Below are 25,776 nucleotides of genomic sequence, written 5' to 3'. Positions count from 1 at the left end.
GCGCAGATCCCCGTTATGCCGCCACCGCCCGTGCCCGCGCCATCGTCAGCGCCGCATCCTCGATCATGTCCTCCTGCCCGCCGACGAGCCGCTGCCGGCCGAGTTCGACGAGGATGTCCCGCGCCGGAATCCCGTACTTCGCTTCCGCGCGCTTCGCGAACAGCAGGAACGACGAGTAGACGCCCGCGTAACCGAGCGTCAGCGCATCGCGGTCAAGGCGGATCGGCGCGTCCATGATCGGCACGACGAGATCCTCGGCGACGTCGGAAATCGCGAACACGTCGACGCCGGTCTCGATTCCCATCCGGTCACACACCGCGACGAACACTTCCATCGGCGTATTGCCGGCGCCCGCGCCGAGGCCGGCGGCAGCCGCGTCGATCCGGTTCGCGCCGGCGGCGACCGCCGCGACCGAGTTCGCGACGCCCATCGCGAGGTTGTGGTGGCCGTGGAAGCCGAGTTCCGTCTCCGGCTTCAGCGCGGCGCGCACCTGGCCAATCCGCGCGGTCACGTCGTCGGGCAGCATGTGGCCGGCCGAATCGGTGATGTAGATGCAGTTCGCGCCGTACGACTCCATCAGCTTCGCCTGCACGACGAGCTGCTCGGGCGACGACATGTGCGCCATCATCAGGAATCCGACGGTATCGATACCGAGCGTGCGTGCGAGGCCGATATGCTGTTCCGACACGTCGGCTTCGGTGCAGTGCGTCGCGACGCGGATCGTGCCGACGCCGAGCTCGTGCGCCATGCGCAGGTGCTCGACGGTGCCGATGCCGGGCAGCAGCAGCGCCGACACCTTCGCCTGCTTCAGCTCCGGAATCACGGCGCTCAGGTACGCCTCGTCGGTATGCGCGGGAAAACCGTAGTTGACCGAAGCGCCGCCGAGCCCGTCGCCGTGCGTGACTTCGATCAGCGGCACGCCGGCCGCATCGAGCCCGCGCGCGATGTTGCGCATCTGGTCGAGCGTGATCTGGTGACGCTTCGGGTGCATCCCGTCGCGCAACGACATGTCGTGGACGGTGATCTTCTTGCCTGCAAGTGACATCGTGTGACTCCTCGACTCAAGCGGTGGCGGCCGTCGCGGCCAGCATCTGTTCGGCGAAACGCTCGGCCGTGGCGGCCGCGGCGGCGGTCATGATGTCGAGATTGCCCGCGTATTTCGGCAGGTAATCGCCGAGCCCCTCGACTTCCATGAACACCGACACGCGGTTGCCGTCGAACACCGGGCCGTTCTTCAGCGTGTAGCCGGGCACGTAGCGCTGCACTTCCTTGACCATCGCATGCACCGACGCGGTGATCGCGTCGACGTCGGGCGGGCCGTCGGTCAGGCAGTGGATCGTGTCCCGCATGATCAGCGGCGGCTCGGCCGGGTTGATCACGATGATCGCCTTGCCCTTGCGGGCGCCGCCGACCTGTTCGATCGCGCCGGACGTCGTGCGCGTGAATTCGTCGATGTTCTTGCGCGTGCCGGGGCCGACCGAGCGCGACGATACGGTCGCGACGATCTCGCCGTATGCGACCGGCTGCACGCGCGACACCGCGTACACCATCGGGATCGTCGCCTGGCCGCCGCAGGTCACCATGTTCACGTTCATCTGCGCGCTGCCGAGATGCGCGTCGAGGTTGACCGGCGGCACGCAGTACGGCCCGATCGCGGCTGGCGTCAGGTCGATCATCTTCACGCCAAGCGCGGTGAGCTTGTCGGAGTTGTCGCGGTGCACGTAGGCCGACGTCGCGTCGAACGCAATGCGGATCTCGTCGTCGGCGACGTGCGGCAGCAGCCCGTCGACACCTTTGTCGGTGGTCTTCAGCCCGAATTCGCGGGCCCGCGCGAGGCCGTCGGACGCAGGGTCGACGCCGACCATCCACACCGGTTCGAGCACCGGCGAGCGGCGCAGCTTGTAAAGCAGGTCGGTGCCGATGTTGCCGGGCCCGATCAGTGCGCATTTGATTTTCTTCATCAGGATTCTTCCTCTTCCTTTAGATAAAGCGGACGTCGCAACCGCCGATGCCCGAGATGTGCATCGACAGCGCGTCGCCGGCCGTGACCGGAATCAGTTTCGCGAGCGAGCCGGACAGCACGATCTCGCCGGCGAGCAGCGGCACGTCGTATTCGGCGAGCGTGTTCGCGAGCCACGCGACCGCGTCGGCGGGATGGCCGAGCGCCGCATCGCCGCGGCCTTGCGCGACGGTCTCGCCGTTCTTCTCGATCGTCATCTCGCACGCGGCGAGATCGAGCGTGCGCGGATCGACGCGCGCATCGCCGAGCACGTACACGCCGCACGACGCGTTGTCGGCGACGGTATCCTCGATGCGTATCGCCCAGTCGCGAATGCGCGAATCGACGATCTCGAAGCAGGGCGCAACCGCGGCCGTCGCGGCGATCACGTCGGTGCGGTCGATGCCGGGGCCGCGCAGGTCGCGCGCGAGGATGAACGCGATCTCGCCTTCGGCGCGCGGCGCGATCAGCGACTCGGTGGCGATCGCCTCGCCGGCCGCGTAGTGCATGCCGGACAGCAGGATGCCGAAATCGGGCTGGCGCACGTTCAGCATGTCCTGCACGGCCTGGCTCGTCACGCCGATCTTCTTGCCGACCACCGATTCGCCGCATTCGACGCGGCGTTCGATGAAGCGTTGCTGAATCCGGTACGCATCGTCGAGGGACAGCCGGCGCGGCCGCCCCGACAGCGGCGCGACAGGCGCGCGGGAGTGCCACGCGGCATACAGCTCGTCGCCGAGCGTTGCATGCAAGCGGTTGGACATGGTAGGGCCCTCGAATGGAAAAGGCCGCCGTCCCGGGCGGCGTCGGGCGCCGGAGCGAGGCTCCGGCGCGGGCGGCGATTTGCTTAGTTACCCGAACTGCGGATCGCGTCCGGCGAGAAGTACGCTTCGCTGAACTGCGGGCTGCTGTCGAGCTTCGGCATCGGCCCTTCGTTGGTCAGGCGGTCGGCCATGTAGGCGCCGGAGATCAGGTCGTGGAAGAACACGACACCCGGGTAGAACGTCTTCGCGTCATATGCGTACAGCGTCGTCGCGACGTTGGTGCGCCACAGCTGGCCGCGTGCGTCGTAGTTGTCGGCGAGCAGCGTCATCCACGAATCCTCGTCGATGTACAGCACGCGCTTCGCGTACTGGTGACGATAGCCGCTCTTCAGCGTCGCTTGCAGCACCCACACGCGATGCAGCTCGTAGCGGATGTACGAAGGGTTTTCATGTCCCTTGGTCAGCAGGTCCGCATACTTGACCGAGCTGTCCATCGCCTTGTAGTTGTCGTACGGCACGTAGACTTCGCGCTTGCCGACGATCTTCCAGTCGTAGCGGTCGCCGGGGCCGTTGTACAGGCGGTCGTCGTCGACGGTGCGGAAGCCGCCCGGGCCCTGCGGCTGGTCATAGCCGTATTCGGGCGCCTGGCGCACGCGCCGCGTGCCCGGGTTGTACATCCATGTGCGCGACGAGTTGTCCGCGCCGGCCTTGTCCCAGTTCGTGAAGCCGACGATCAGCGAGCCGCGGTCGGACAGCGGCAGCTCCGTCGCGTTGCGATAGAACGTGCGGTTGTTCAGGTCGCTCTTCACGTCGTACTTGCCGACGTTGCGCGGCGAGTAGATGTCGTAGCGCACCTTGCCCCACGCGATGTTGCCGTCGGAGTACACGACCGCCTGGTCGTAGGTTGCCTGCTCGGTGCCGATCGCCGACGAGAAGCGCTGGTTCCACAGCAGCTCGGCGGCCGTCTTCGGGATCGGGTACGGCACCTGCGGCGGCGCGTTGGTCAGCCCGTTCGCGTCGGACGTCATCGTCGAATCGGGCGCATACGTGCGGATGTCCTTGTAGACGGAATCCGCGTAGCGGAAGTCGCGGTGGCTCGGGTAGACGTTGATCTTGAACGTGGCCGGATAGCGCTTGAACATCGCCTTCTGGCCGTCGGTCAGGTGCTCCGCGTACTGCGCCATGTTCTCGGCGGTGATCGTCGCGACCGGCTTCTCGTTCGCGAACGGATCGGGGTAGCGGCTGCCGCGTTTGTACTGCACGTCGGGCGGCGTGCCGAGCCACTTGCCCGACCACTCCGGCACGCTGTTGTCCTTGCTCGCGGCGCGCACCGCGCCCATCGGCGTGAGCGGGCCGTCGAGCGCCTTCAGGTCGTCCGGCGTGACCTTCGCGAACGAGGCCGTCGCGACGAGCGCGCACGCGGCCATCGCCGATGCGCGCAGGAGGGGGAGACGAGTTCGTTTCATGACAAATCCTCTTCTTGCTGAGTGACGAGCGGCCGGGCCGCTCAGAAGTGGTAGGTCGCCGTGGCGAGCACGTAGTCGCGATCCGCCAGCGGACGCGTGACCGGGTTGGGCGAGCCGAGGAACTTGGCGTAGACGAGCGCCAGCTGCAGGTTGCTCAGGCGCGTGAACGTCACGCCGGCCGTCACGCGGTGATCGCCCTGGCCCGTCAGCGAGCCGAGCGCGCCGGCGAGCGGCGACGTGCCGGTCAGATCGTGCGAGTAGGTCAGCGGCACGTCGAGATCCCAGCCGTTGAACACGTTCTTGTAGCTGAGCGTCCACGCGATCTCCATCGCGAGCGCGTTGCGCGAGTTGGCGAGCGTGGTCGAGCCGTCGAGCGCGGAGATGCCGCCGGCATGCACGTACGTCAGTTCGCCGACCAGCGACTGCGAGTTTGCGAGGAAGCTCGGCCCGATCGAGTAGATGCCCGACAGGTTGGTCTGCAGCACGTTCGCGCGGGTCGACTGCGGGCCGGTCGGCGTGTTGACGAGCACGGCCGCGCCCTGGCGGTACGACACTTCGCCCGCGACGTTCACCGGGCCGACCTGCGTCGAGAAGCTCGCGCCGGTCAGCTTGATGTTGCTGAAATATTTCTGCTGGTACTGGAGCGTCGGGAAGTACGTCGTGACGACGCTCGGGTTCATGTCGTTGTAATGCAGGTGGTACACGCCGAGCTCGGTGTCGCCCAGCACGCGCACGCGTGCGCCGATACCCCACTGGTTGCGGGCGCTCGGCTTGTCGTCGGCCCCGCGCGGAATGACCATCCCGCCGGGGCCGATGATGAACTGCGCGCCCGGGCCGACCACGTCCGAATAGCTCCAGTACGTGCCGGGCGCGGTCAGGCGGTTCTGCTGGAACGAGAACTGGTAGTAGCCGAGCAGGCTGAAGTTCGGCGTGATCTGCCATTGCGTCGAGATCTGCGGCACCGGCAGCAGGATGTCCTTCACCTGAGCGCCCGCGACATAGGACTTGGTGGCATCGGCCGGGCCTTGCGCGCCCGCGATATTCGGGAAGAACAGGCTTTCGCCCCACGCGACCACCTGGTCGCCGACCTTCACGTTCAGGCTCGTCGGGCCGATCTTGAAGGTGTTGTAGGCGTAGGCGGCGAGCAGCGTCGTGTGGCCGCCCGACCAGTAGCGGGCGTCGCCGGTGAAGTTGTTGTACTGGCCCGTGTGGTTGACCGTGCCGGGCGCGTCGTTGTAGTTCGGGTGGCGGTACGCCTGATCGTAGAACGTGCTCGCGCGGACGAACACGCCCCAGTCGTCGTGCTTCAGGTTCACTTCGCCGAGCAGGCTGACCTGGTTCTCGATCAGCTTGTTCTTCGCGAAGTTGCGATCGCCGTCGTCGCCGTTGATGTTCGCCGGCGTCAGCAGATTGCCGCTCGGCGCACGCGTGCGCATGCCAAGGCCGTAACTCAGCGTGAACGTGTAGTCCAGCGTCGTGTCGGCGCCAAGCTCGATCGTGCTGCCGGCGTGCGCGTCGGGAACGACGCAAGTCAGCAGCGCGGCGGCCAGCGTCGACAGCGCGGCGGTGGCCCGCTTGTCGGTACGGCGCGAAATCCGTTGATGCATGGTGTCTCCTCTGGGGGTATCGACGACGGTCGACTGTGGTTGTCGTGAGAGGCAGAGTAGGGAGATCGCGATAGCAGGGAATCGTCAAAATGAACTAGATGACTTCCCTAGGACTGGAAACGATCGGCGCACGCATCTGGCGGCGCATGCGTCAGCGCGCTTGCATCTGCGTCGCGGCCAGGAACGCGGGCCGTTCGCCCCCGCCGTCGAGCCGCAGGTTCGCGCCCGACGTGTACGACGCGTCGGGCGACGCGAGGAACAGGCACGCCGACGCGACGTCGTCGGGCGTCGCGAGCCGTGCGGCCGGAATCGTCGCGCGGATCGCATCGAGCGCCGCATCGTCACCGTAGTGGCCTTCGGTCGCGGATTCGGTTTGCACGAGGCTCGGGCTGATCGCGCACACGCGCACGCGCGGCGCCCACTCGACCGCGAGCGACGTGACCGCGTTGACGAGCCCCGCCTTCGCGGCGCCGTAGGCCGCGGTGCCGGGCGACGGCCGCGACGCGCTGACGCTCGCGATGAACAGCATCACGCCGCCGTGCGGTTGCGGCTGCATGATCGCGTTCACGCGCTGCGCGAGTTGCAGCGGCGCGATCAGGTTCAGCCGCACGATCGATTCGGTGAAGCGCGGCGATGCGTCGGCCGCGAGCACGAACGGCGAGCCGCCCGCGTTGTTGACGAGCACGTCGAGGCCGCCGGTTGCGGCGCGGGCCGTCGCGAGCATCGCGTCGACCTGCTCGATGTCGCGCAGGTCGGCCGCGATGAAGGTGGCCGTGCGTCCGCCGGCGGACGGCGGCGTGTCGGGCGCGCTGCGCCCGCACACGAACACGCGCGCGCCCGCCGCGAGAAACCGCTCGGCGATGCGCCGCCCGATGCCCTTGGTGCCGCCCGTCACGAGCACCGTCTTGCCGCTGTAGTCGAATCCGTTCATCGTCTGCCTCCGTTTTCGGTGGCCCGATGATAGGAACAAGCGCGCGCGGCTTCGTAGTCTGAAAGGATGATGCCGGCCGGCGCCGGCGGCGCAATCATCGTGGCAGGCATCCATCGACCGACGAAGGAGACAACCCGCGATGACGACCCCCACGACGCCGCCGGCCGGCATCTTCACCGACGTACCGGGCGGCCTGCGCCTGCATCATTTCGAGGCGGGCGCAGGCCGCCCGGTGGTGTTCATCCACGGTAGCGGCCCGGGCGCGAGTGGTTTCAGCAACTTCAAGCACAACTACCCGGCGTTCGCGGCGGCCGGCCACCGCGCGATCGTCGTCGACCTGCCGGGCTACGGGCAGTCGTCGAAGCCGTCCGACGTCGCCTACACGCTCGATTTCTTCGTCGGCGCGCTGCACGCGCAGCTGTCCGCGCTCGGCGTCGGGCCGGCCGTGCTGCTCGGCAACTCGCTCGGCGGCGCGATCGCGCTGAAATACGCGCTCGATTACCCGGACGAAGTCGACGGGCTGATCATGATGGCGCCGGGCGGCGTCGAGGATCGCGACACCTATTTCCGGATGGAAGGGATCCAGCGGATGGTGCAGCTCTTCACCAATCGCCAGATGAATGACGACACGATGCGCGAGTTGCTGACGCTGCTGGTGCACGATCCGGCGATCGTCACCGACGCGCTCGTCGCCGAGCGGATGAAGGTGTGCGTCGAGCAGCCGACCGAAGTGCTGTCGACGATGAGCGTGCCGAACCTGACGGGCGCGCTCGCCGACCTGCGCTGCCCGGTGCTCGGTTTCTGGGGCACGGACGACCGCTTCAATCCGGTCGGCGGCGCGCTGACGTTCCTCGAGCGTTGCCGCGACGCGCGCTTCGTGCTGCTGAACCGCTGCGGCCACTGGGTCATGGTCGAGCATGCGGCCTATTTCAACCGGGAATGCCTCGATTTCCTGGCTGCGCCGACGGCGCGATGATGCGCGATGGTTTTGATGGCCGGCCCGTTCGTGGCCGGTTCGCCTAAATACAAGGAGACACAATGAAACTCATCGAAGACCTGTTCGACCTGCGCGGCAAGGTGGCCGCGATCACCGGCGGCGCGCGCGGCATCGGCGCGGAAACGGCGCGCACGCTGGCCGCGGCCGGCGCGAGCGTCGCGATCCTCGACGTGCTGTCGCAGCCCGCCGAAGCGCTCGTCGAGGAGATTCGCGCGCAGGGCGGCCAGGCCGCGTTCTGGTCGCTCGACGTCACGCAGGAGGCCGACGTCGAGCGCGTGTTCGGCGAGATCGTCGCGCGCTTCGGGCGCCTCGACGTGCTCGTGAACAACGCGGGCATCGAAGGGCACAACGTGCCGACCCACGAACTCACGCTCGCACAGTGGCAGCGCGTGCAGGACGTGAACGTCAACGGCGTGTTCCTGTGCACGCGCGCGGCGATTCCGCGCTTGGAAGCGGCCGGCGGCGGCTCGATCGTGAACCTGTCGTCGATGTACGGGATCGTCGGCGGCCCGGACGTGCCCGCGTATCACGCGTCGAAGGCCGCGGTGCGGATGATGGCGAAGGTCGATGCGATGCTGTATGCGGCGAAGAACATTCGTGCGAACTCGGTGCATCCGGGCTACATCCGCACGCCGATGCTCGAGGACGCGTTCCGCCAGATGGGCCAGGATCCCGACAACGTGTTCGGCTATCTGCAGACCCACGTGCCGATGGCGAAGATCGGCAGCCCGCGTGACATCGCGGCCGGCATCCTGTATCTCGTGTCGCCGGCCGGGCGCTACGTGACGGGCGCGGAGCTGGTGATCGACGGCGGATACACCGCGCGCTGACGCGCCGCGGCGGTCGAAACAAGAGAGGAGGCAGGCAGTTGAAAGCGCTCGTGGCAGTGAAGCGCGTGGTCGACGCGAACGTGAAGGTCGGCGTGAAGTCCGACCGCACCGGCGTCGACATCGCGAACGTGAAGATGTCGATGAACCCGTTCGATGAAATCGCGGTGGAAGAGGCCGTGCGGCTGAAGGAGGCCGGCGTCGTGACGGAGGTGGTGGCCGTGTCGGTCGGTGTCGCGCAGGCGCAGGAAACGCTGCGCACGGCGCTCGCGATCGGCGCGGATCGCGCGATCCTCGTCGAAGCTGGCGACGCGGTCGAGCCGCTCGGTGTCGCGAAGATCCTGAAGGCGCTGGTCGACAAGGAACAGCCGCAGCTCGTGATCCTCGGCAAGCAGGCGATCGACGACGATTCGAACCAGACCGGCCAGATGCTGGCTGCGCTGGCAGGCCTGCCGCAAGCGACGTTCGCGTCGAAGGTGACGATCGCCGGTGGTAAGGCAACCGTGGCACGTGAAGTCGATGGCGGCGCCGAAACGCTGTCGCTTCAACTGCCTGCAGTTGTTACCACGGACCTGCGCCTGAACGAACCGCGCTACGTGACGCTGCCGAACATCATGAAGGCGAAGAAGAAGCCGCTTGAAACGGTGAAGCCGGAAGACCTCGGAGTGGATGTCACGCCGCGTTTGAAGACGCTGAAGGTGGCCGAGCCGCCGAAGCGTGCGGCCGGCGTGAAGGTGCCGGACGTGCAGACGCTGGTCGACAAGCTGAAGACCGAAGCCAAGGTGCTGTAACAGGGAGCGGACGGACATGACGATTCTGGTAATCGCCGAGCATGACGCGGCATCGACAGCCGGCGCTTCGCCGATCAAGGCCGCGACGTTGAACACGGTGGCGGCGGCCGCCGAAGTCGGCGCGTTCGGCGGTGGCGACATTCACGTGCTGGTCGCGGGCCACCACGCGCAAGCAGCGGCCGATGCAGCGGCGAAGATCGCAGGCGTTTCGAAAGTGCTGCTCGCCGATGCGCCGCAACTCGCGGACGGTCTCGCCGAGAACGTCGAAGCGACGGTGCTGACCGTCGCGTCGAACTACTCGCACATCCTCGCGCCGGCCACCGCGTACGGCAAGAACATCGCGCCGCGCATCGCCGCGAAGCTGGACGTCGCGCAGATCTCCGACATCACGGCGGTTGTATCGGCCGACACGTTCGAGCGTCCGATCTATGCAGGCAACGCGATCGCGACGGTGCAGTCGGGCGACCCGATCAAGGTGATCACGGTGCGGACGACGGGCTTCGATCCGGTGGCGGCCGAAGGCGGCAGCGCAGCGATCGAGAAGATCGAAGCGGCAGCAGACGCGGGTGTGTCGCAGTTCATCGGCCGGGAGGTGACGAAACTCGATCGCCCCGAACTCACCAGCGCGAACATCGTCGTGTCGGGCGGCCGCGGCCTGGGCAGCGGCGAGAACTACATGAAGGTTCTCGAACCGCTGGCCGACAAGCTGAGCGCCGCACTCGGCGCGTCGCGCGCGGCGGTGGACGCCGGCTACGTGCCGAACGACTACCAGGTCGGCCAGACCGGCAAGATCGTCGCGCCGCAGCTGTACATCGCCGTCGGTATTTCCGGCGCGATCCAGCATCTGGCCGGCATGAAGGATTCGAAGGTGATCGTCGCGATCAACAAGGATCCGGAAGCGCCGATCTTCGGTGTGGCCGATTACGGCCTCGTCGGCGACCTGTTCACGCTCGTGCCCGAAGCGGCCACGGTGCTTTGAGCGATGCCGCTGTTCGAATTCGACGGCATGCGCCCGCGCGTCGATCCGTCCGCATACGTTCATCCGAGCGCGGTCGTGATCGGCGACGTGACGATCGGCGCGGGCTGCTACATCGGCCCGCATGCGAGCCTGCGCGGCGACTTCGGCGCGATCGTCGTCGGCGACGGCAGCAACGTGCAGGACGGCTGCGTACTGCACGTCGGCATCCGCGAGACGTGCCGGCTCGGCGTGAACAGCCACATCGGCCATGGCGCGATCGTGCACGGCGCGACGCTCGAGCCGGACACGATGATCGGGATGAACGCGGTCGTGATGGACGGCGCGACGATCGGCGCGACCACGATCGTCGCGGCCTGCGCGTTCGTGAAGGCCGGTTACGACGTGCCGCGCGGCGTGCTGCTCGCGGGCGTGCCGGGCCGTGTGGTGCGGCGGCTGAGCGACGCGGAGATCGACGCGAAGGCGAACGGCACGCGGATCTATCAGCAGCTGGCGGTGAATTGCTTGAGGGGGCTCCGGCAGATCGACGACGCGTAAGCGATGCGCGTTGTCGACGCGTCGTCGTTCGGGCGGAGGATGCCTGCCGGCGGCAAGACCGTCGTGCATCAGCGTGAATACCGCAAATCCGTGCGCGCCGCGCCGAAAGCGCGATGTCACGGGGTTTATCGGGGTTTGTGCGGATGGCGATTCGACGTCGTGCATGCTGGTCGCGACGTACGCGCCGGATCGATTGCCTGATGCGGCGCCGTTGTCTTAAGATCGGCGTCACACCATCCCACCGCCTCCGGCGCCGAATGAAAACGACCCTACGCCTGCGCGTCGCCATTATCGCTTCGGCCTTCGCCGTCTATCACGTATTCATGCACATTCAGTGGGTCGCCAGCGGTTGCATCGAATTTCGCGGCAGCCGGCATTGCAGCTTCGAGAACAGTGAGAATTTCGAAGGCATGATGGACTTCGACCTGCTGCTGACATGCGCGTGGGTCGCGGGCGCGATGATGGCGTGGTTCGCGGTCGCGCGGTCGTCGAAGAAACCGGGTTGACGTCGGGACGACGCCGCCGAGGGCTGCGGATGCGCCGCGTGCGGCGGCGCGTTTTCGCCGTCAATGCCCGACGGCTGCCATCATTCGCGCCGAATGGCGTTCGCCTGTCGCCGCACCGACCGGTGCGGCCTCGTCCAGCGCTGCCAGTTCGCCGGGCGAGAGATCGATGTCCGATGCGACAACGTGTTCCTCAAGATATGCGATACGCCGGGTACCCGGAATGGGCACCATGTTGCGGCTCCGCGTTCACGCGATGACGATTTGCGCAGGCGTGACACCATTCGACGCTGCGAGTGCGGAGACTCAGCGGACAAGCCGATGGCCGCACGCGCGACACAGGCACATACAGACGGATTCAGGCAATGCGTCCTATTGCCGTCTTTCAATCCGCCTTGCAAGCCGTTTCCTATCGACTAACATTTTCCGGTAGCGCCTGTTTGTCGGTTTGGCGGTTTGTCGGTCAGTCCCACTGAAACGGGAGATAAAAATGCCAGAAGAAATCGACCCGCGCCGGCGTGGCTTTGCGCGCATGGCAGCCGGTGCGCTTGTTGCAGCGCAGTTCGAGATGCTGCAATCCGCTTACGCACAAAATGCGCCGTCGGCAACACCGCCGATGCCACCGATCAAGCCTGGAAGCCATTCGTCGTTCACGACGATCAAGCAGATCAAGGCCGGGTTGCTCAATGTCGGCTATGCGGAAGCGGGCCCGGCCGATGGCCCGCCGGTCATGCTGCTGCACGGCTGGCCATACGACATCCACAGCTTCGTCGACGTCGCCCCGGCGCTCGGCGCGCAGGGGTATCGGGTGATCGTCCCGTACCTGCGGGGCTACGGCTCGACCACCTTTCTGTCGGACCAGACGATGCGTAACGCGCAGCCGACGGCCGTTGCACTCGACATCATCGCGCTGATGGATGCGCTGGACATCCGGACGGCCCTGTTCGGTGCATTCGACTGGGGCGCGCGAACCGCCGATATCATTGCCGTGTTGTGGCCGGAGCGTTGCAAGGGGCTGGTATCGGTGAGCGGCTATCTGATCGGCAGTCAGAGCGCGGGAAAAATGCCGCTGCCGCCCGCCGGCGAGTTCCAGTGGTGGTATCAGTTCTATTTCGCGACCGACCGCGGCCGCGACGGCTACGAGAAGTACACCGAAGATTTCGTCAAGTTCATCTGGAAGCAGGCGTCGCCGAAATGGAACTTCGACGACGCGACCTTCGCGCGAAGCGCGCCGGCTTTCCGAAACCCGGATCACGTCGCCATTACGATCCACAATTACCGGTGGCGGCAGGGGCTTGCGGTGGGCGAGGCGAAGTACGACGAATACGAGCAGCGGCTTGCATCCGCGCCGCCGATCACGGTTCCGAGCATCACGATGGAAGGCGACGCGAACGGGGCGTTTCACGTGCCGCCGGCCGTCTATCGGGCGAAGTTCACCGGCAAGTACGAGCATCGCACGATCACCGGCGGTATCGGCCACAATCTGCCGCAGGAGGCGCCGCAGGCATTCGCCCAGGCGGTGGTCGACGTCGGGCGGTTCTGACCGGCAGGCTGCGCGGCGGTTCGTCCCGCCACTGCGTCATTGCGTGCGCACCGGCTCCGGCCGGTCGCGCAGGATCGCGAGCGACAGCGCCGCCAGCCCGCAGCTGGCGATGAGCATCAGCAACGCGCCCTTGCCGGCATGCACCATCACCCAGCCGCCGAGCGACGGAAACCCGAACGCGCCGATGAAATACGACGCGACGAACCAGGTCAGCACGCCATGCCGTTGCGCGTCCGGGCAATCGTTGACCGCCTGTGCCTGGATCACCGGATACATGAGGCCGTAGCCGGCGCCCAGCAGGACGGCCGCGACGGACTGCAGCGATGCGTGCGCGGCAGCGCCGAACATCGCGAGCGCCCCGAGCAGCATCAACATGAGCAGGCCCTTGGTCGCCGTTTCGGGGCGCGCCATCCTGACCCATCTCCCGAGCAGCCAGCGCGCGCTCACCACCGTCATCGTATAAACGCTGAAGAATGTGCCGGGCCGCGCCTGCGTGCCCTGCATGAGCGACATCTGGAACGTCATCAGGCCGGAGAAGACGCAGGTGCCGAGCGCGATCATCGCGATCGGCGCGGCCGCCCGCGTGCGCGAGATCGTGCGCAGCTCGCGCACCCACCGGCCGCCGGCGATGGGGGCGGACGGACGCGGGCTCAGGCGGCCGAATGCTTCCAGCATCAGCGACGCGAGCGCGCACAGCGCGCCGACCGCGTAAAGCGTGTCGTCGATCGACCAGTGGAGCATGCGCATCGCATAGGCGGCAAACGCCGGGGATGCACCGATTCCGGTCATCTGGAACGTCGCCGATCGAAAGAACCAGGTGCCGCGCTCCGCACCGCTGGTACGCTCGGCCAGCGACATCGGCGCGGCCAGGTGAAACGCGCCCCAGCCGAAGCCGACCAGGAAGCCGGACGGCAGGTCCGCATAGGCCGCGCGCCCGACGAGCGCGAAGCCGACGATGCCGGCGCCGATGCACAGTGACGACAGCGCGGCGATCCGTGTGGTGCCGATCTGCTGCGAGAACCAGCCGACGAACGACAAGCCGGCGAACGTGCCGACCGTCGCCGCGGCCAGTGCCGCGCCGGTATCGAGATCGCTGCCGCCGATCGCGCGAAAGCGCATCGACAGCAGGAAGGTCGCACCGTAGCCGCCCGCGGTGAGCAGGGTGCCGACGAGAAACAGCAACGCACTTTGAACGCGCATGACAGCTATCCGGGGCGACGGCGACGGTCGGGGTGAATCGTCGATTGCGAGACAGTATGAACCAGGACCGATGCGGGATGCCCGCATTCGTGATGCTGCGTGCGTGCCGTCGGCTTTTGTCCGACATGGCTCGAACACGCTCGTCCGAGCGCGCCGTTGCGCATCGAAAGGCCTGCATCGGCGGGGCTGCACGACGAGGTTGAATGCGTCGGGCCGGCACCGTTGCGCGCCGCGCGGCGCCTGGTTTTTTCGACGCACGAGGCACTCGCGCGCACTTTGATTTCCCCTGTCCGCTGCACTAGATTCGAGACATTACGTGCCAGCGACTGCGCGAGGTGAAGCCATGACGCCGTGGGAGATCCAGGGAACCGAACTGATGAACTGCAATTGCTCATACGGTTGCCCCTGCCAGTTCAATTCGTTGCCGACGCACGGCAACTGCGAAGCGATGGGTGCGATTTCGATCGACAGCGGCCACTACGGCGACGTGGTGCTCGACGGTGTCCGGATCGCGGTCGTGTTCCAGTGGCCCGGACCGATTCACGAAGGCCACGGCCGGTGCCAGCCGATCGTCGACGAGCGTGCGAGCCCCGCGCAGTGCGAAGCCGTGATGAAGATCATGACCGGTCAGGATACCGATCCGTTCGCGACGATGTTTTCCGTGTTCGCATCGACGCTTGAGCAGGCCTACGAGCCGATCTTCGCGAAGATCGATTTCGACGTCGATGTCGATGCGCGGCGCGGCCGGATCAGCATCGACGGCGTGCTCGACATCGTCGGCGAGCCGATCCGCAATCCGGTGACGGGCGCCGAACATCGCGTGCGGATCGACCTGCCGCACGGCTTCGAATACGAGCTGGCCGAGATCGGATCCGGCACCGGCCGGTCGCACGGCCACATCCAGCTGGATCTCGAGCGGAGCTACGCGCAGTTCGCACGGCTGCACCTGAACAACCACGGGCTGATCCGGCATCGCGTCGCGGCATGATCCCCGTCGGCGAGCTTCTCGGACGCGAGCGCGTCGTCACGCTGCTCGGCATGACCGCGCTCGTCGGCGCGTGCTGGGCCTACCTGTGGACGGGGGCCGGCACCGGCATGTCGGCGCTGGACATGACGGCGGTCGCGCTGTTCCCGCATCGGCTGGCCGACGGCATGGGCGCCATGGATCCGTCGCTGGCGACCGTGATCCTGATGTGGTGGGTGATGATGATCGCGATGATGACGCCCGGCGCGGCGCCGGTCGTGCTGCTGTACCGGCGCGTGCTGCGGCATCACGATCGGGGCGATGCCGGGTCGGCATTCACGTCGACGAGCCTGTTGGCCGGCTATTTGGCCGTATGGCTCGCGTTCTCGGTCGGCGCTGCCGTGCTGCAGTTGCTGCTGCAGCCTGCCGGCCTGATCTCCGGGATGATGCTGTGGTCGAAGAGCGCCGTGCTGTCCGCGATCGTCCTCGCGCTGGCCGGCGTCTATCAGTTCTCGCCGCTGAAACAGGCCTGCCTGCGGCAATGCCGGTCGCCGGTGCGGTTTCTCGCGACATACTGGCGCCCGGGGATCACGGGCAGCTTCCTGCTCGGCGCGCGCCACGGCGCGTATTGCGTGGGCTGCTGCTGGCTGCTGATGGCGCTGCTGTTCGTCGGCGGCGTGATGAACGTCGTGTGGATCGTCGCGTTGTCGCTGTTCGTGCTGGTCGAAAAGGTGCTGCCGGGCGGCGAGCGGGTCGGCCGGGCGCTGGGTGTCGTGCTGATCGGGTGGGCGGTCGCGACGTTGCTGGTGTAGGGGGTGCGTTCCATGCGTTACCCGCTGCAGCCGGGAGTCGGTTGATGAAGATTCGAAATATTGCCGTCGCCGTCCTCTGCGCGATGAACGTCGTCGCGACACCGGCGTATTCAGCCGGCAGCATGTCCGACATGAACATGGACATGGGCGACTCGAAGACGTCGGCGCCGGATGCCGCGCTGACCGACGCCGAAGTGAAACGGATCGATGCCGAGCACGGCATGGTGACGCTGAAGCACGGCGCGCTCCAGAACGTCGGGATGGCGCCGATGACGATGGCATTCAAGGCCGGCGACCCGGCGATGATCGCGTCGCTGCACGTGGGCGACAAGGTCAAGGTCCGGGTCGAGCGCGTGAACGGTGCGCTGACGATCGTGAAGCTCGTGCAACGACGGTAACGGTCGCGCAAGCAACCGCTTGCCGGGCAACTGTCACGGACCGGTCGCCAGCGCTAACCCGGTCCATCACCGGAATCGCGGCCGGCTTCCGCAAAATTCAACTCGACGCCATTCCCGGCCGGATCGGTGAAAAAGATCTGCAGCTGGCTCGTGACCGGCACGTGCCGGCGCGTGTACCGGACCTGCGCGTCGCCAAGACGCCGCTCCATGTCCGCGGCATTCGCGCACGAAAACGCCACATGGTCGAACGTATTGACGACATGCGCCGGCCGCACCTCGCCGGGTCGCGCTTCCGACAGGTGGAGGATCGCCTGCGCCCCCGCGTAGAGCCAGTAGCCGCTGCTCTGGAACGGCGGTCGATATCCGGGTTCGAGGCCCACGACGTTCATGTAGAAGTCGCGCAGCGTATCGAGCGTGGCCCGATCCGCGCGGAGGTTGTAATGATCGAATCCGATGACTGGCATGGCAGGTTGTCCGGTTCGCGCAAGCGGCGCATGGCACAGCATCGCGCAGCGCGGGGCATCCTGTCACCCCCGAACGCCTTTGACCGCCGCGGCCGGACGCGCGAGCCCGCGCGCCGGCAGCGGCGTCGACATCACGATCGACGTGCGCGTTTCGCCATACAGGTTGATGCGCTCGATCAGCTGTTCGAGATGCGCCATGCTGACGGCGACGAACCGCATCACGTAGGAATCCGCGCCGGTCACGTGATGGCACTCGACCACTTCGGGAATGGTCTCCAGCAGCTTCAGGAATTTCGCCTTCGCCGGCTGCGGCACCGTGATGCCGATCAGCGCGCTCACCGGGTAGCCGGCCGCGGCCGGATTGACCCGCGCCGTGTAGCCGTCGATCACGCCGGCCGATTCGAGGCGCTTCACGCGTTCCGTGACCGCCGGCACCGACAGGTGAACCTGGCGTGCCAGCTCCGTGTAGCTGATGCGGCCGTTGGCCTGCAGCAGCGCGAGTATTTTCCAGTCGAGTTCGTCCATCGCGGCGGGGTTTTTAAGGTGAAGCGGCTATTTTTCCTTAAAAACCGCCTTCAGCGGCGACCGGAGTTTCCCTACGATGACGGTTCAACGCATTGCATGTCGCGAGGAACCGGCCATGCTGTTCATCAAGTCCGTCGTAATGGGATTGTCGATCGCGGTGCCGGTCGGCCCGATCGGCATGCTGTGCATCCAGCGCAGCCTGAGCCGCGGCTTTCACGCGGGGTTCGCGACGGGCATCGGCGCCGCGTGCGCCGATGCGATCTACGGGCTGCTCGGCGCGCTGGGCGTCGCCGGCATCGTCACCGCGTTCCCGATGCTGACCGTCGCGCTGAAAATCGGCGGCGGCGCGTTCCTCGTGTGGCTGGCGTGGTCGATCGCGCGGCAGGCGCCGGCGGCGTCGACCGCATCGGCGGCGGTTCGAGACCTGCCGCGCACGACCGTGCTGCGCGATTTCCTGACGACTTTCGGCCTCACGCTGTCGAACCCGATGACGATCCTGTCGTTCGTCGGGATCTTCGCGGCGCTCGGCCCGCTGGCGGGCACGCATGAAGGCGCGATGGGGGCGACCGTGGCGCTGATGGTCGCCGGCGTGTTCCTGGGTTCCGCGACGTGGTGGCTGTGCCTGAGCAGCGCGACCGCCGCGCTGCGCACGAAGATGTCGCTGACGTTCATGCACGGGCTATCGCGCATGTCGGCCGTCGTGATCGCCGCGTTCGGCGCGATCCAGTTGATCGCGGGCGTGCGGGGCGTCGCAGGGGCCTGACGCGTAGCGCGGTGCGAGGGAACGCGATCGCTCGCACGCGGCCGACGACATCCGGCACCCGTACACCCGTCGGCATCGACACCCGCGAACCTGGGCGCCGATGCACCGGCCACCTCGCTCAGAACGTATAGCTGACCTTGCCGAACGCCGTGCGGCCGAGCGTGTTGTAGCCGTACGCGGTCATGTACTGACGGTCGAACAGGTTCGACAGCGTGGCGGACACCGTCAGGTGCGCGTTGATCCTGTACGACGCGCGCAGGTTCACGCTCAGGTACGACGGCAGGTACGTCGTGTTGGCCGGATCGTCGAACGTCGTGCCGCCGTAGCTCAGCGACGCGCCCGTGCTCAGTGCGTGCAGATGGAATTCGTCCCACGTGTGGTCGACGTTCACGCTGACGGTCTGGCGCGGCCGGCGGTTGAGCCAGCTGTCGTTGGTCTCGTCCTGCGGATTCAGGATCCCGATCGCGACGCTGACAGGTGTATAGCGGCCGATCGTGCCCTTGTACGACAGGTCGATGCCGCGGATATGCGCACGGCCGATGTTGATCGGCGAGAACGTCGCGGGGTTGTACGCGATCAGGTTGCTGACGCGCGTGTCGTAGATCGCGGCGCTGAACGTGCCGTACGCGGTGTTCGCGTCGAGCGCGGCCTCGACCGAATCGCTGCGTTCCGGGCTCAGGTCCGGATTGCCGTAGCCCGGGTAGTACAGGTCGTTGAACGACGGCAGGCGGAACGCATTGCCGTACGACACGCGCGCCGTATAGACCGGCGTAATGGCCCACGACAGCGCGGCGTTGCCGGTGTTCACGGCCTTCCCGGCAATGATCTCGTGGCGGCCCGCGACGAACATCGTCACGCTGCCGAGCGTCGCCGACTGATGCAGCGAGAACGCGGAATCGTTGCGCGTCGGCACGCCGTCCGGCACGTCGACCGGCAGGAACACCTGTTCGCGCGTGAAGTCGTACGCCACCTTCGTCTCGCCCGACAGCGGCAGGCCGAACAGGTGGAAGCCGTGCGCCTGATGGGTCAGCGACGTCGACGAACTGATGCGCTGCGAGTTGATCTGGTCGGTCGGGATGGCCGGGTCGCTCGCGTACAGGAACTGGCGATCGTTCGCATAACCGAACGACTGGTCGAACTGCGTGTCGGGCGTGACGTCGAGATGGAACGCGAGGCCGGTCGTCAGCTGATGATCGAGCTCGCGGTTCGCAAAGCCGGCGTTGTCATAGGACAGGTCGGAGCGGTGGTACAGCGCGAACGTCGAGATCGACCAGTTGTCGCGCGCATAGCCGAGGCGCGCATCGAGGTCCTGCGCGTGATACGGATTGCGGCCGTCTTCGTGGTAGGGCAACACGGGCCGCGTTGCGTCGATGCCCGCCGTGTTGTAGTCGTGCAGGCCGAGCGTGTAGGTGAGGCCACCCAGCGCGGCGAGCGGCCCCGTCGACGGCACGGTGCCCGACGTGCGCAACTGCGTGTCGAAGGTCTTGTTCGAGCCGCCGCCGAACGACACGGTGGTCTGGTTCGGCTGGCCGGCGGCGCGGCGCGTGAACAGCTGCACGACGCCACCCATCGCGTTCGCGCCGAACGACGCGGCGGCCGGCCCCGAGATCACCTCGACGCGCTCGAACGCTTCGGTCGGCAGGTCGGCCCACGGCGCGATGCCGGTGGTCGGCGAGCCGATCCGGATGCCGTCGATGAACACCGCGACCTGGCTGGCCGACGAGCCGCGGATGCTGACCGACGCCGACGAACCCGGGCCGCCGTTCTGCGAGACGGTCACGCCCGGCAGCGTCGCGAGCGCCTGGGTGATGCTCGGGTCGCTCGGCGACAGCCGGTCGAGATCGGCGCGCGTGAGCACCTGCGTCGTCGCATAGCGCTGGTCGAACGACTCGGGCAGATGCCGCGTGTCGGTCACGCTGATCGTCGGCAGGTCGGCGCCTTCGGCGGGTTGGGGCGGCTGCGCGGGCGGCATGTCGCCGGCGGCGTGGGCGATCGGGGAGAGCAGCGCCGTGGCGGCGGACGTGGCGAGAAGGTGGCGAAGATTCATGAGGCAGCGAGCGTGATCGTGTTGCAGGTACGGCGAGCGTAAGCGGGGGGCGGCGGGTACCGCCTGGTTATCGTTGGTCTATCGCGGGACCGGGCAGCGTGGGCGGCATTCACGCGTGTCGTCGTGACGCGTGCCGCACGACACGGCACGGCACACGCGTGCGGACACGCGGCGCAGACTGGCCGCGCAACGGCACGATGCTTCCGGCGTGGAAGCGGAGGCGGAAAGATCGGACATCTGAAGGGTCCTGAGGTCGGGCCGTCCATGCAACGGGGCGACCGCCAAAGGCGGTGCTGGCGCATCGGGACACCCCGCCCGGTGCGGCTGCTTGGACCTCGGGTCGATGGCAGGTCTCCTGGCTCGCGGGTCGCGATTCGCACCGGCCTTCCCGGTTTCCCAGTGGCATGGGGTGGTGCGGATTCGCCGCTCACAGTTGCGGGGGCAGCCGCAGATTCGAGGCGCGGCCTCTCCTGCGTTCCCTTTTGATCCCGTTCCCGGGAACCATCAGCGCGCAAGCGTAATGGCGAGCGCGCCGGTGCGTCAATTATCGAAGTGCGCAGGGATGCGAAAAAACGTCAGTGCTCGCCGGATGCTTTCGAAATCATTTCAATCCGAGCCTTCGCACCGCGTTTCATGTCTGACGAAACGCACCGCCGGCGGCGCTGCAATCGCGCCGGAACCGGCTCGGCGCGATGCCCGTCCATCGCACGAACGCCCGCCGAAACGCTTCTTCGCCACCGAACCCGAGATGCGCGGCGATCCGCGCGACCGACCAGTCCGACTCGCGCAGGCAGCGCCGCGCGACGTCGGCGAGGCACTGTTCGCGCAACGCGTGATAGCCGCTGCCTTCGGCCGCCAGCCGCCGCCGCAACGTCGCTTCGCTGACGCCGAGCCATGTCGCCAGCGCCGCGAGCGCGGGCAGCGCCTGTTCGCGCGCGAGCGCCGCATCGAGAAAGCCGCGCACCTGCTGAGCCCATGACACGACGGCCGGCGCGGCATCGATCAGCCGAAACGGAAAATCGACGAGAAACGCGGCCAGCTCGCCCGGCTGGCGGATCACGCGCGCATCGAGCCGCACCGCGTCGAACGCGAAGCCGTAGGTCTTGCGGCCGACGTCGACCGGCGCGTTGAACAGCCCGAGCAGCGGCATCGCGTCTTCGCGGCGCGGATGGCCGAGCCAAACTTCGTCCGGCCGCAGCGGCTGCCCGATCAGCCAGCCGAACAGTTGCAGATAGCAGAACAGCCCCGTCAGGTCGACGAGGCACGCGGCGGGGCTGCGCGTGCGGCGCAGCGAATCCATCCGGAACGTCGCGCGTCCGTCGCGCACCGCGAGCGACAGCGCGCCGGCGCGCGGCGTCAGCATCTCGCAGAACTCGGCGGCGCAGCGGATCGCGTCGGCGAGCGTCGCGCAACTGAGGAGGCACCGGCACATCAGGTCGACTTCCTGCTTGCGCATCGGCGGATGGCCGTCGCCGCGCGCGACCTGCGCCTCGAGCCGCTCGATCGCGTCGCGGTACAGCGCGACGAAACCGCCGGGTGTCGTCGTCGACGCAGCAGCAACGGCCGTCGGCGCAGGCCGTTGCGCCGACGGCACGCCGCTGCGCGCCAGTTCGTCGAGCAGACGGGCACCGAGGCCCGGCAGCACGCGGCCGCGTGCCGGCAATGCGCGCTGTTTCATCTCTCTCCCGATCTGAGCGTTGCGACAGGGGCCGGTGAGCGTGCCGGTAGGGGTTCGCCGGCCGCCGCCACGCAAGAATGCTACTCACGCCGGCCGCTTCCGGCCTCGCCGGAACGGCGTAGGCGGCCGGCATCGCATCCCGCCACGAACCACCCGAGATGACCCGCGAATGATTCAGATCGTAGACGAAATCACCCTCGCGCCCGAGCGCATTCCCGACGTGCTGGCGCTGCTGCGCGACCGCTATTTGCCGGGCCACGCGGCACGCGGACTGACGGCGGCCGGCCGCTGGGTGTCGCCGCCCGTCGCGGTGCCGGGGCAGCCGAGCACGCTGTGGCTGACGTGGCAGGTCGCCGATGCGCCGTCGTACTACCGGATGCGCGCGTTGACCGACGGCGACGTGGTCGCGTTCTGGACGGCCGTCGACGCACTGTGCGACACCCGCCGCCGCCATGTGATGACGGATGCCGATGCGCCGCTGCCGGCCCTGACGGAGGTCGACCATGCGGCATGACACGGCTCAGATTTTCGTTTCGGCGACCAGCGATGCCGGCGCATTCGAGCACGCGTTGCGCGAAGCCGCGCAGGCGTTGCCGGGCGCGACCCGCGTGGCGCTCGCGCGCAATCTCGACGGCTGCTGGGGCGCGGGCGACTACACGCTCGACGTGCTGCGCGACGAACGGGCGACCGGCCACGCGACGGATTTCGCCGCGCTGGCCGGCCTGCCGGGCATCGTGCGGATCGACGGCGCGGTGTGTCATGCGATCGGCGGCGGCCTGCGCGAACCGGCGCTGCACGACGGCATATGGCGCACGCTGATGCTGCGCGTGCGGCCCACGGCCGCCGAAGCGCAGGTGCGCGATCTCGAGCGCGAACTGCTGCGCATGCCGGCATTCATGCCCGGCATCCGCAACTGGCGACTGAGCCGGATCGTGACGCCGGGCATGTGGACCCACGTCTGGCAACAGGAATTCGCGCACGTCGGCGATCTGCTCGGCGAATACCTGCTGCATCCGTATCACTGGGGCTGGGTCGACCGTCGCTTCGATGCCGAAAGCCCCGACTGGACGGTCGAGGCGATCTCGCACGCGTTCTGTCCGCTCGCGTCGAGCCTGCTGGCCGACACGGCGGCGTGACGCGCGACGCGCACGCGACCGGCCGCAATGCAAACGACAACACCGGAGACACCACCATGCGAGCCTTGCTGATCGACCGCGTCGGCCATTCCGACGCGCTGCGACTGGCCGACGTTCCCGCCCCGAAGCCGGGCCCCGGCGACGTGCTGATCCGCGTCGCGTACGCGGGCGTCAATCCCGCCGACTGGAAATGCCGCGAAGGCTATCTCGGCGCGTTCATGCAAATGACGTTTCCATTCGTGATCGGGTTCGACGCGGCCGGTGTGGTGGCGGCGGTCGGCGACGGCGTCGAAGGTGTCGCGCCCGGGATGCGCGTGTTCGCGCAGACCGACGTCGGCGCGGGGCGCTGGGGCGCGTATGCGGAATACGTCGCGGTGCGGCACGACTCGGTCGTGCGCCTGCCCGACGCGGTCGGCTTCGCGGAAGCGGCCGCCACGCCGACGCCCGCGCTGGCCGCATGGGCCGGCCTGTTCGACGACGGCGGGCTGCGGGCCGGGCAGACCGTGCTGGTGCACGGCGGCGCGGGCGCGGTCGGCACCTTCGCGATCCAGCTTGCCGCCCAGGCCGGCGCACGCGTCGCGGCGACGTGCTCGGCACGCAACCGCGCGAGCGTCGAAGCGCTCGGCGCGGCGGCGAGCATCGACTATCGCGCGCAGGACATCGCGACGGCCGTGCGGGCGTGGGCGCCCGGCGGCGTCGATCTCGTGCTCGATGCGGTCGGCGGCGATACGCTGCCCGCCGCGCTCGACCTGCTGGCGCCGGGCGGCACGCTCGTGACCATCATGACGCTCGCGCCCGGCGATGCGCAGCGGCTGGCCGCGACGGGCGCGGAGGCCGCGCGGCGCGGCCTGCGCACCGCGATGACCTACAGCCGGATGCCGAGCGGCGCCACGCTTTCATCGATCGCCGAGCGGCTCGGCACGCGCACGCTGCGCGTGCCGCGCTTCGACAGTTTTCCGCTCGAACAGGCGGCGCGCGCGCTCGACCTCGTTCAAACGGGCGACGCGAAAACCAAGTTCGTGCTGCACGTTGCGGATATCGCGGGCTGACGCATAACGACCCCGACACACCATCATCTACACCGGAGACATCATGACCGACCACCGAACCGCGACCCTCGCGGGCAAATGCGCGCTCGTGACGGGCGCGAGCCGCGGCATCGGCCGCGCGATCGCGCAGCGCCTCGCAGCCGAAGGCGCGACCGTCGTCGTGACGGCGCGCAGCCTCACGCACTCGGCGACGACCGCCGGCACGCTCGCCGAAACGGTCGCGCTGATCGAACAGGCCGGCGGCCGCGCGATGGCACTCGCGGCCGACCTGTCGAAGCCGGCCGAGCGCGATGCGCTCGTCGCGCGCGCGGCCGAGGCGGCCGGCGGCCTCGACATCCTCGTGAACAATGCGGGCGTGGCCGAGTACGCACGCGTCGACGCGATGCCGATGACGATGTTCGACGCGACGATCGAACACTATCTGCGCATCCCGTTCGCACTGAGCCAGGCCGCGATTCCGCTGATGCGCGCGCGCGGCGCCGGCTGGATCCTGAACGTCGGCTCGGTCACCGCGCTCGCGCCGCTGCGGCCGTTCGACGACTTCGCGCGCGCGGGCGGCGCGACCGTCTATGCGGCGGTCAAGGCCGCGCTGTCGCGTTTCACGCAGGGGCTCGCGGCCGAACTCGAAGCCGACGGCATCGCGGTGAACCTGGTCGCGCCGAGCACCGCGATCCGCACGCCGGGCGCGGCCCGCTATATCCCCGAAGGCTATCCGACCGAGGACGTCGCGTATCTGGCGGAAACCGCACTCGCGCTGTGCAGCCTGCCGGCGCGCGAGCGCACGGGCCTCGTCACGCACAGCCTGCATTTCCCGCTGTCGCATGGGCTCGCGGTGCGCTCGCTCGACGGCCGCACGCCATTGCCGCCGCCCGAGATTCCGGCGTACGCGCATCCCCATATCGACCCGGCAGGACTGTGACATGACGAACCCGATTCGCTTCGACGGCGGCACCGCCGTGATCACCGGCGCGGCCAGCGGCATCGGCAGCGGGCTCGCGCGCCACGCGGCCGCGCTCGGGATGCGCGTGGTGCTGGCCGACCTCGACCCGGCGAAGCTCGACGCATTCGCCGCGACGCTCGACACCGACGTGCTGTGCGTGCCGACCGACGTGAGCTGCCCGGAAGCCGTCGACGCGCTGGCCGACGCCGCATGGCGGCGCTTCGGCGGCGTCGACCTGCTGTTCAACAACGCGGGCGTGATGGCGACCGGCTTCAGCTGGGAAATCACGCCGGAACGGTTCGAGCGCAGCGTCGCGATCAACGTGCACGGCGTGATGAACGGGATCCGCAGCTTCGTGCCGCGCATGCTCGAGCGCAACGTGCCGGCGCGCGTCGTCAATACCGCGTCGGTCGGCGGGTTCCTGCCGAGCCCGCTGATGTCGCCTTACTCGGCGACGAAATTCGCGGTGGTCGCGCTGACCGAATCGCTGTACGGCGAACTGAAGATGCTCGGCGCGCCGGTCGGCGTGTCGCTGCTCGCGCCGGGCCCGGTGCAGACGGGCATCTTCAACGACCCGTTCGGCGCCGCGCACGACCGGCCCGAAGTACAGGGCTTCGTCGATACGATGCGCGCGATGCTGAACGCGCACGGGCTCACGCCCGACGTGTTCGCGGCGCGCGCGTTCGACGGCATTCGCGACGGGCGCTACTGGCTGATTCCGCAGCCGGAGACGCTCGACGGCGCGCTGCAGCGGCGCACCGCGGACATTCTCGCCGCGCGCGATCCGTCGCTGCCGTCGTTGTGATGACGTGACGCGGGCCGGCCGACCGACGCGGCCGGCTCACGCAGCGTGACCCGC

At 68.0% G+C, this 25,776-nt stretch carries 28 protein-coding genes and 1 riboswitch; of the genes, 16 read left to right on the top strand and 12 right to left on the bottom strand.

Translation table 11 applies throughout. From position 1 onward, the window contains the following. Window positions 1-13: 13 nt before the first annotated feature. The 6 genes from dmpG to U4012_RS02095 form a co-directional block, all read right to left on the bottom strand. The gene (gene dmpG, locus U4012_RS02120; protein WP_321795756.1) at window positions 14-1,045 is read right to left on the bottom strand and encodes a 4-hydroxy-2-oxovalerate aldolase; all 1,032 of its coding nucleotides are present in this window, start codon (window positions 1,043-1,045) and stop codon (window positions 14-16) included. A 16-nt stretch (window positions 1,046-1,061) separates the two neighbouring features. Then, window positions 1,062-1,961: an acetaldehyde dehydrogenase (acetylating) gene (locus tag U4012_RS02115; RefSeq protein WP_044845651.1), complete on the bottom strand. Its 900-nt coding sequence runs from the start codon at window positions 1,959-1,961 to the stop codon at window positions 1,062-1,064. Between the two features lie 19 nt (window positions 1,962-1,980). Continuing rightward, the gene (gene dmpE / locus U4012_RS02110; protein WP_044845650.1) at window positions 1,981-2,763 is read right to left on the bottom strand and encodes a 2-oxopent-4-enoate hydratase; all 783 of its coding nucleotides are present in this window, start codon (window positions 2,761-2,763) and stop codon (window positions 1,981-1,983) included. A gap of 83 nt (window positions 2,764-2,846) precedes the next feature. Next, window positions 2,847-4,229 carry a DUF1329 domain-containing protein gene (locus U4012_RS02105; protein WP_321795754.1) on the bottom strand — a complete coding sequence of 461 codons (1,383 nt, stop codon included), beginning with the start codon at window positions 4,227-4,229 and terminating at the stop codon, window positions 2,847-2,849. Window positions 4,230-4,270: 41 nt separating this feature from the next. Then, complete coding sequence (locus U4012_RS02100; protein ID WP_321795752.1) at window positions 4,271-5,836, bottom strand: DUF1302 domain-containing protein; 1,566 nt, start codon at window positions 5,834-5,836, stop codon at window positions 4,271-4,273. A 151-nt stretch (window positions 5,837-5,987) separates the two neighbouring features. Continuing rightward, a complete protein-coding gene (locus U4012_RS02095; protein ID WP_321795750.1) occupies window positions 5,988-6,767 on the bottom strand; it encodes an SDR family oxidoreductase in 780 nt (259 codons plus the stop codon). A 139-nt stretch (window positions 6,768-6,906) separates the two neighbouring features. Here U4012_RS02095 and U4012_RS02090 point away from each other — a divergent pair, with 139 nt between their 5' ends. From U4012_RS02090 to U4012_RS02065, 6 genes are all read left to right on the top strand, one after another. After that, on the top strand, window positions 6,907-7,743 hold the full coding sequence (locus U4012_RS02090; RefSeq protein WP_321795748.1) for an alpha/beta fold hydrolase: 837 nt from the start codon (window positions 6,907-6,909) through the stop codon (window positions 7,741-7,743). A 62-nt stretch (window positions 7,744-7,805) separates the two neighbouring features. After that, entirely contained in the window at window positions 7,806-8,594 is a 789-nt protein-coding gene (locus U4012_RS02085; protein ID WP_044844631.1) for an SDR family NAD(P)-dependent oxidoreductase, read from the top strand. A 38-nt stretch (window positions 8,595-8,632) separates the two neighbouring features. Then, window positions 8,633-9,382, top strand: coding sequence for an electron transfer flavoprotein subunit beta/FixA family protein (locus tag U4012_RS02080; RefSeq protein ID WP_321795746.1), 750 nt, complete (start codon window positions 8,633-8,635; stop codon window positions 9,380-9,382). A gap of 16 nt (window positions 9,383-9,398) precedes the next feature. Next, the gene (locus U4012_RS02075) at window positions 9,399-10,361 is read left to right on the top strand and encodes an electron transfer flavoprotein subunit alpha/FixB family protein (RefSeq protein WP_321795744.1); all 963 of its coding nucleotides are present in this window, start codon (window positions 9,399-9,401) and stop codon (window positions 10,359-10,361) included. A 3-nt stretch (window positions 10,362-10,364) separates the two neighbouring features. Next, window positions 10,365-10,895, top strand: coding sequence for a transferase hexapeptide repeat family protein (locus U4012_RS02070; protein ID WP_321795742.1), 531 nt, complete (start codon window positions 10,365-10,367; stop codon window positions 10,893-10,895). Window positions 10,896-11,152: 257 nt separating this feature from the next. Continuing rightward, a complete protein-coding gene (locus tag U4012_RS02065) occupies window positions 11,153-11,401 on the top strand; it encodes a hypothetical protein (RefSeq protein ID WP_124485054.1) in 249 nt (82 codons plus the stop codon). Between the two features lie 60 nt (window positions 11,402-11,461). Here U4012_RS02065 and U4012_RS02060 read toward each other — a convergent pair whose 3' ends face one another. Further along, window positions 11,462-11,632 carry a hypothetical protein gene (locus U4012_RS02060; protein ID WP_321795740.1) on the bottom strand — a complete coding sequence of 57 codons (171 nt, stop codon included), beginning with the start codon at window positions 11,630-11,632 and terminating at the stop codon, window positions 11,462-11,464. A gap of 256 nt (window positions 11,633-11,888) precedes the next feature. On the opposite strand from U4012_RS02060, the gene U4012_RS02055 reads away from it, so the two are divergent. Further along, window positions 11,889-12,941: an alpha/beta hydrolase gene (locus U4012_RS02055; protein ID WP_321796008.1), complete on the top strand. Its 1,053-nt coding sequence runs from the start codon at window positions 11,889-11,891 to the stop codon at window positions 12,939-12,941. A gap of 36 nt (window positions 12,942-12,977) precedes the next feature. Here U4012_RS02055 and U4012_RS02050 read toward each other — a convergent pair whose 3' ends face one another. After that, a complete protein-coding gene (locus U4012_RS02050) occupies window positions 12,978-14,141 on the bottom strand; it encodes an MFS transporter (RefSeq protein ID WP_321795739.1) in 1,164 nt (387 codons plus the stop codon). A gap of 343 nt (window positions 14,142-14,484) precedes the next feature. Here U4012_RS02050 and U4012_RS02045 point away from each other — a divergent pair, with 343 nt between their 5' ends. The 3 genes from U4012_RS02045 to U4012_RS02035 are packed head-to-tail and all read left to right on the top strand — an operon-like array spanning window position 14,485 to window position 16,315. After that, window positions 14,485-15,129 carry a DUF1326 domain-containing protein gene (locus U4012_RS02045; RefSeq protein WP_321795737.1) on the top strand — a complete coding sequence of 215 codons (645 nt, stop codon included), beginning with the start codon at window positions 14,485-14,487 and terminating at the stop codon, window positions 15,127-15,129. Then, window positions 15,126-15,917, top strand: coding sequence for a DUF2182 domain-containing protein (locus U4012_RS02040; protein WP_321795735.1), 792 nt, complete (start codon window positions 15,126-15,128; stop codon window positions 15,915-15,917). Before U4012_RS02045 ends, U4012_RS02040 begins: the two co-directional genes overlap by 4 nt. A gap of 44 nt (window positions 15,918-15,961) precedes the next feature. Continuing rightward, window positions 15,962-16,315 carry a copper-binding protein gene (locus tag U4012_RS02035; RefSeq protein ID WP_321795733.1) on the top strand — a complete coding sequence of 118 codons (354 nt, stop codon included), beginning with the start codon at window positions 15,962-15,964 and terminating at the stop codon, window positions 16,313-16,315. A gap of 53 nt (window positions 16,316-16,368) precedes the next feature. On the opposite strand, the gene U4012_RS02030 is transcribed toward U4012_RS02035, so the two are convergent. Both U4012_RS02030 and U4012_RS02025 read right to left on the bottom strand, forming a co-directional pair. After that, the gene (locus tag U4012_RS02030) at window positions 16,369-16,779 is read right to left on the bottom strand and encodes a VOC family protein (RefSeq protein WP_044844622.1); all 411 of its coding nucleotides are present in this window, start codon (window positions 16,777-16,779) and stop codon (window positions 16,369-16,371) included. A gap of 63 nt (window positions 16,780-16,842) precedes the next feature. Beyond that, complete coding sequence (locus tag U4012_RS02025; protein WP_044844621.1) at window positions 16,843-17,304, bottom strand: Lrp/AsnC family transcriptional regulator; 462 nt, start codon at window positions 17,302-17,304, stop codon at window positions 16,843-16,845. A 115-nt stretch (window positions 17,305-17,419) separates the two neighbouring features. Here U4012_RS02025 and U4012_RS02020 point away from each other — a divergent pair, with 115 nt between their 5' ends. Beyond that, window positions 17,420-18,067, top strand: coding sequence for a LysE/ArgO family amino acid transporter (locus U4012_RS02020; RefSeq protein WP_321795730.1), 648 nt, complete (start codon window positions 17,420-17,422; stop codon window positions 18,065-18,067). Window positions 18,068-18,185: 118 nt separating this feature from the next. Here U4012_RS02020 and U4012_RS02015 read toward each other — a convergent pair whose 3' ends face one another. Together U4012_RS02015 and U4012_RS02010 are read right to left on the bottom strand one after the other, a co-directional pair. Then, entirely contained in the window at window positions 18,186-20,114 is a 1,929-nt protein-coding gene (locus U4012_RS02015; RefSeq protein WP_321795728.1) for a TonB-dependent receptor domain-containing protein, read from the bottom strand. A gap of 327 nt (window positions 20,115-20,441) precedes the next feature. After that, a riboswitch (cobalamin riboswitch) is annotated at window positions 20,442-20,635 on the bottom strand. A gap of 110 nt (window positions 20,636-20,745) precedes the next feature. After that, window positions 20,746-21,792 carry a helix-turn-helix transcriptional regulator gene (locus U4012_RS02010; RefSeq protein ID WP_321795726.1) on the bottom strand — a complete coding sequence of 349 codons (1,047 nt, stop codon included), beginning with the start codon at window positions 21,790-21,792 and terminating at the stop codon, window positions 20,746-20,748. A gap of 169 nt (window positions 21,793-21,961) precedes the next feature. On the opposite strand from U4012_RS02010, the gene U4012_RS02005 reads away from it, so the two are divergent. Genes U4012_RS02005 through U4012_RS01985 form a run of 5 tightly spaced genes read left to right on the top strand, consistent with a single transcriptional unit; the run spans window position 21,962 to window position 25,722 of the window. Further along, complete coding sequence (locus U4012_RS02005; RefSeq protein WP_321795724.1) at window positions 21,962-22,306, top strand: hypothetical protein; 345 nt, start codon at window positions 21,962-21,964, stop codon at window positions 22,304-22,306. Beyond that, complete coding sequence (locus tag U4012_RS02000) at window positions 22,296-22,928, top strand: Dabb family protein (protein ID WP_321795722.1); 633 nt, start codon at window positions 22,296-22,298, stop codon at window positions 22,926-22,928. The genes U4012_RS02005 and U4012_RS02000 overlap by 11 nt, the downstream gene beginning before the upstream one ends. A 56-nt stretch (window positions 22,929-22,984) precedes the next feature. Further along, window positions 22,985-23,977 (top strand): NADP-dependent oxidoreductase, encoded by a 993-nt coding sequence (locus tag U4012_RS01995; RefSeq protein WP_321795720.1) that lies wholly within the window; start codon window positions 22,985-22,987, stop codon window positions 23,975-23,977. 43 nt (window positions 23,978-24,020) lie between these two features. Continuing rightward, a complete protein-coding gene (locus U4012_RS01990) occupies window positions 24,021-24,896 on the top strand; it encodes an SDR family NAD(P)-dependent oxidoreductase (protein WP_321795718.1) in 876 nt (291 codons plus the stop codon). Between the two features lies 1 nt (window position 24,897). Continuing rightward, window positions 24,898-25,722 (top strand): SDR family NAD(P)-dependent oxidoreductase, encoded by an 825-nt coding sequence (locus U4012_RS01985; RefSeq protein WP_321795715.1) that lies wholly within the window; start codon window positions 24,898-24,900, stop codon window positions 25,720-25,722. Window positions 25,723-25,776: the final 54 nt, after the last annotated feature.

The sequence above is a fragment of the Burkholderia sp. BCC1988 genome (assembly GCF_905339895.1).
Lineage (GTDB): Bacteria > Pseudomonadota > Gammaproteobacteria > Burkholderiales > Burkholderiaceae > Burkholderia.
The sequence above is the reverse complement of the archived record's forward strand: the minus strand, read 5'-3'. Positions and strand labels throughout refer to the sequence as shown.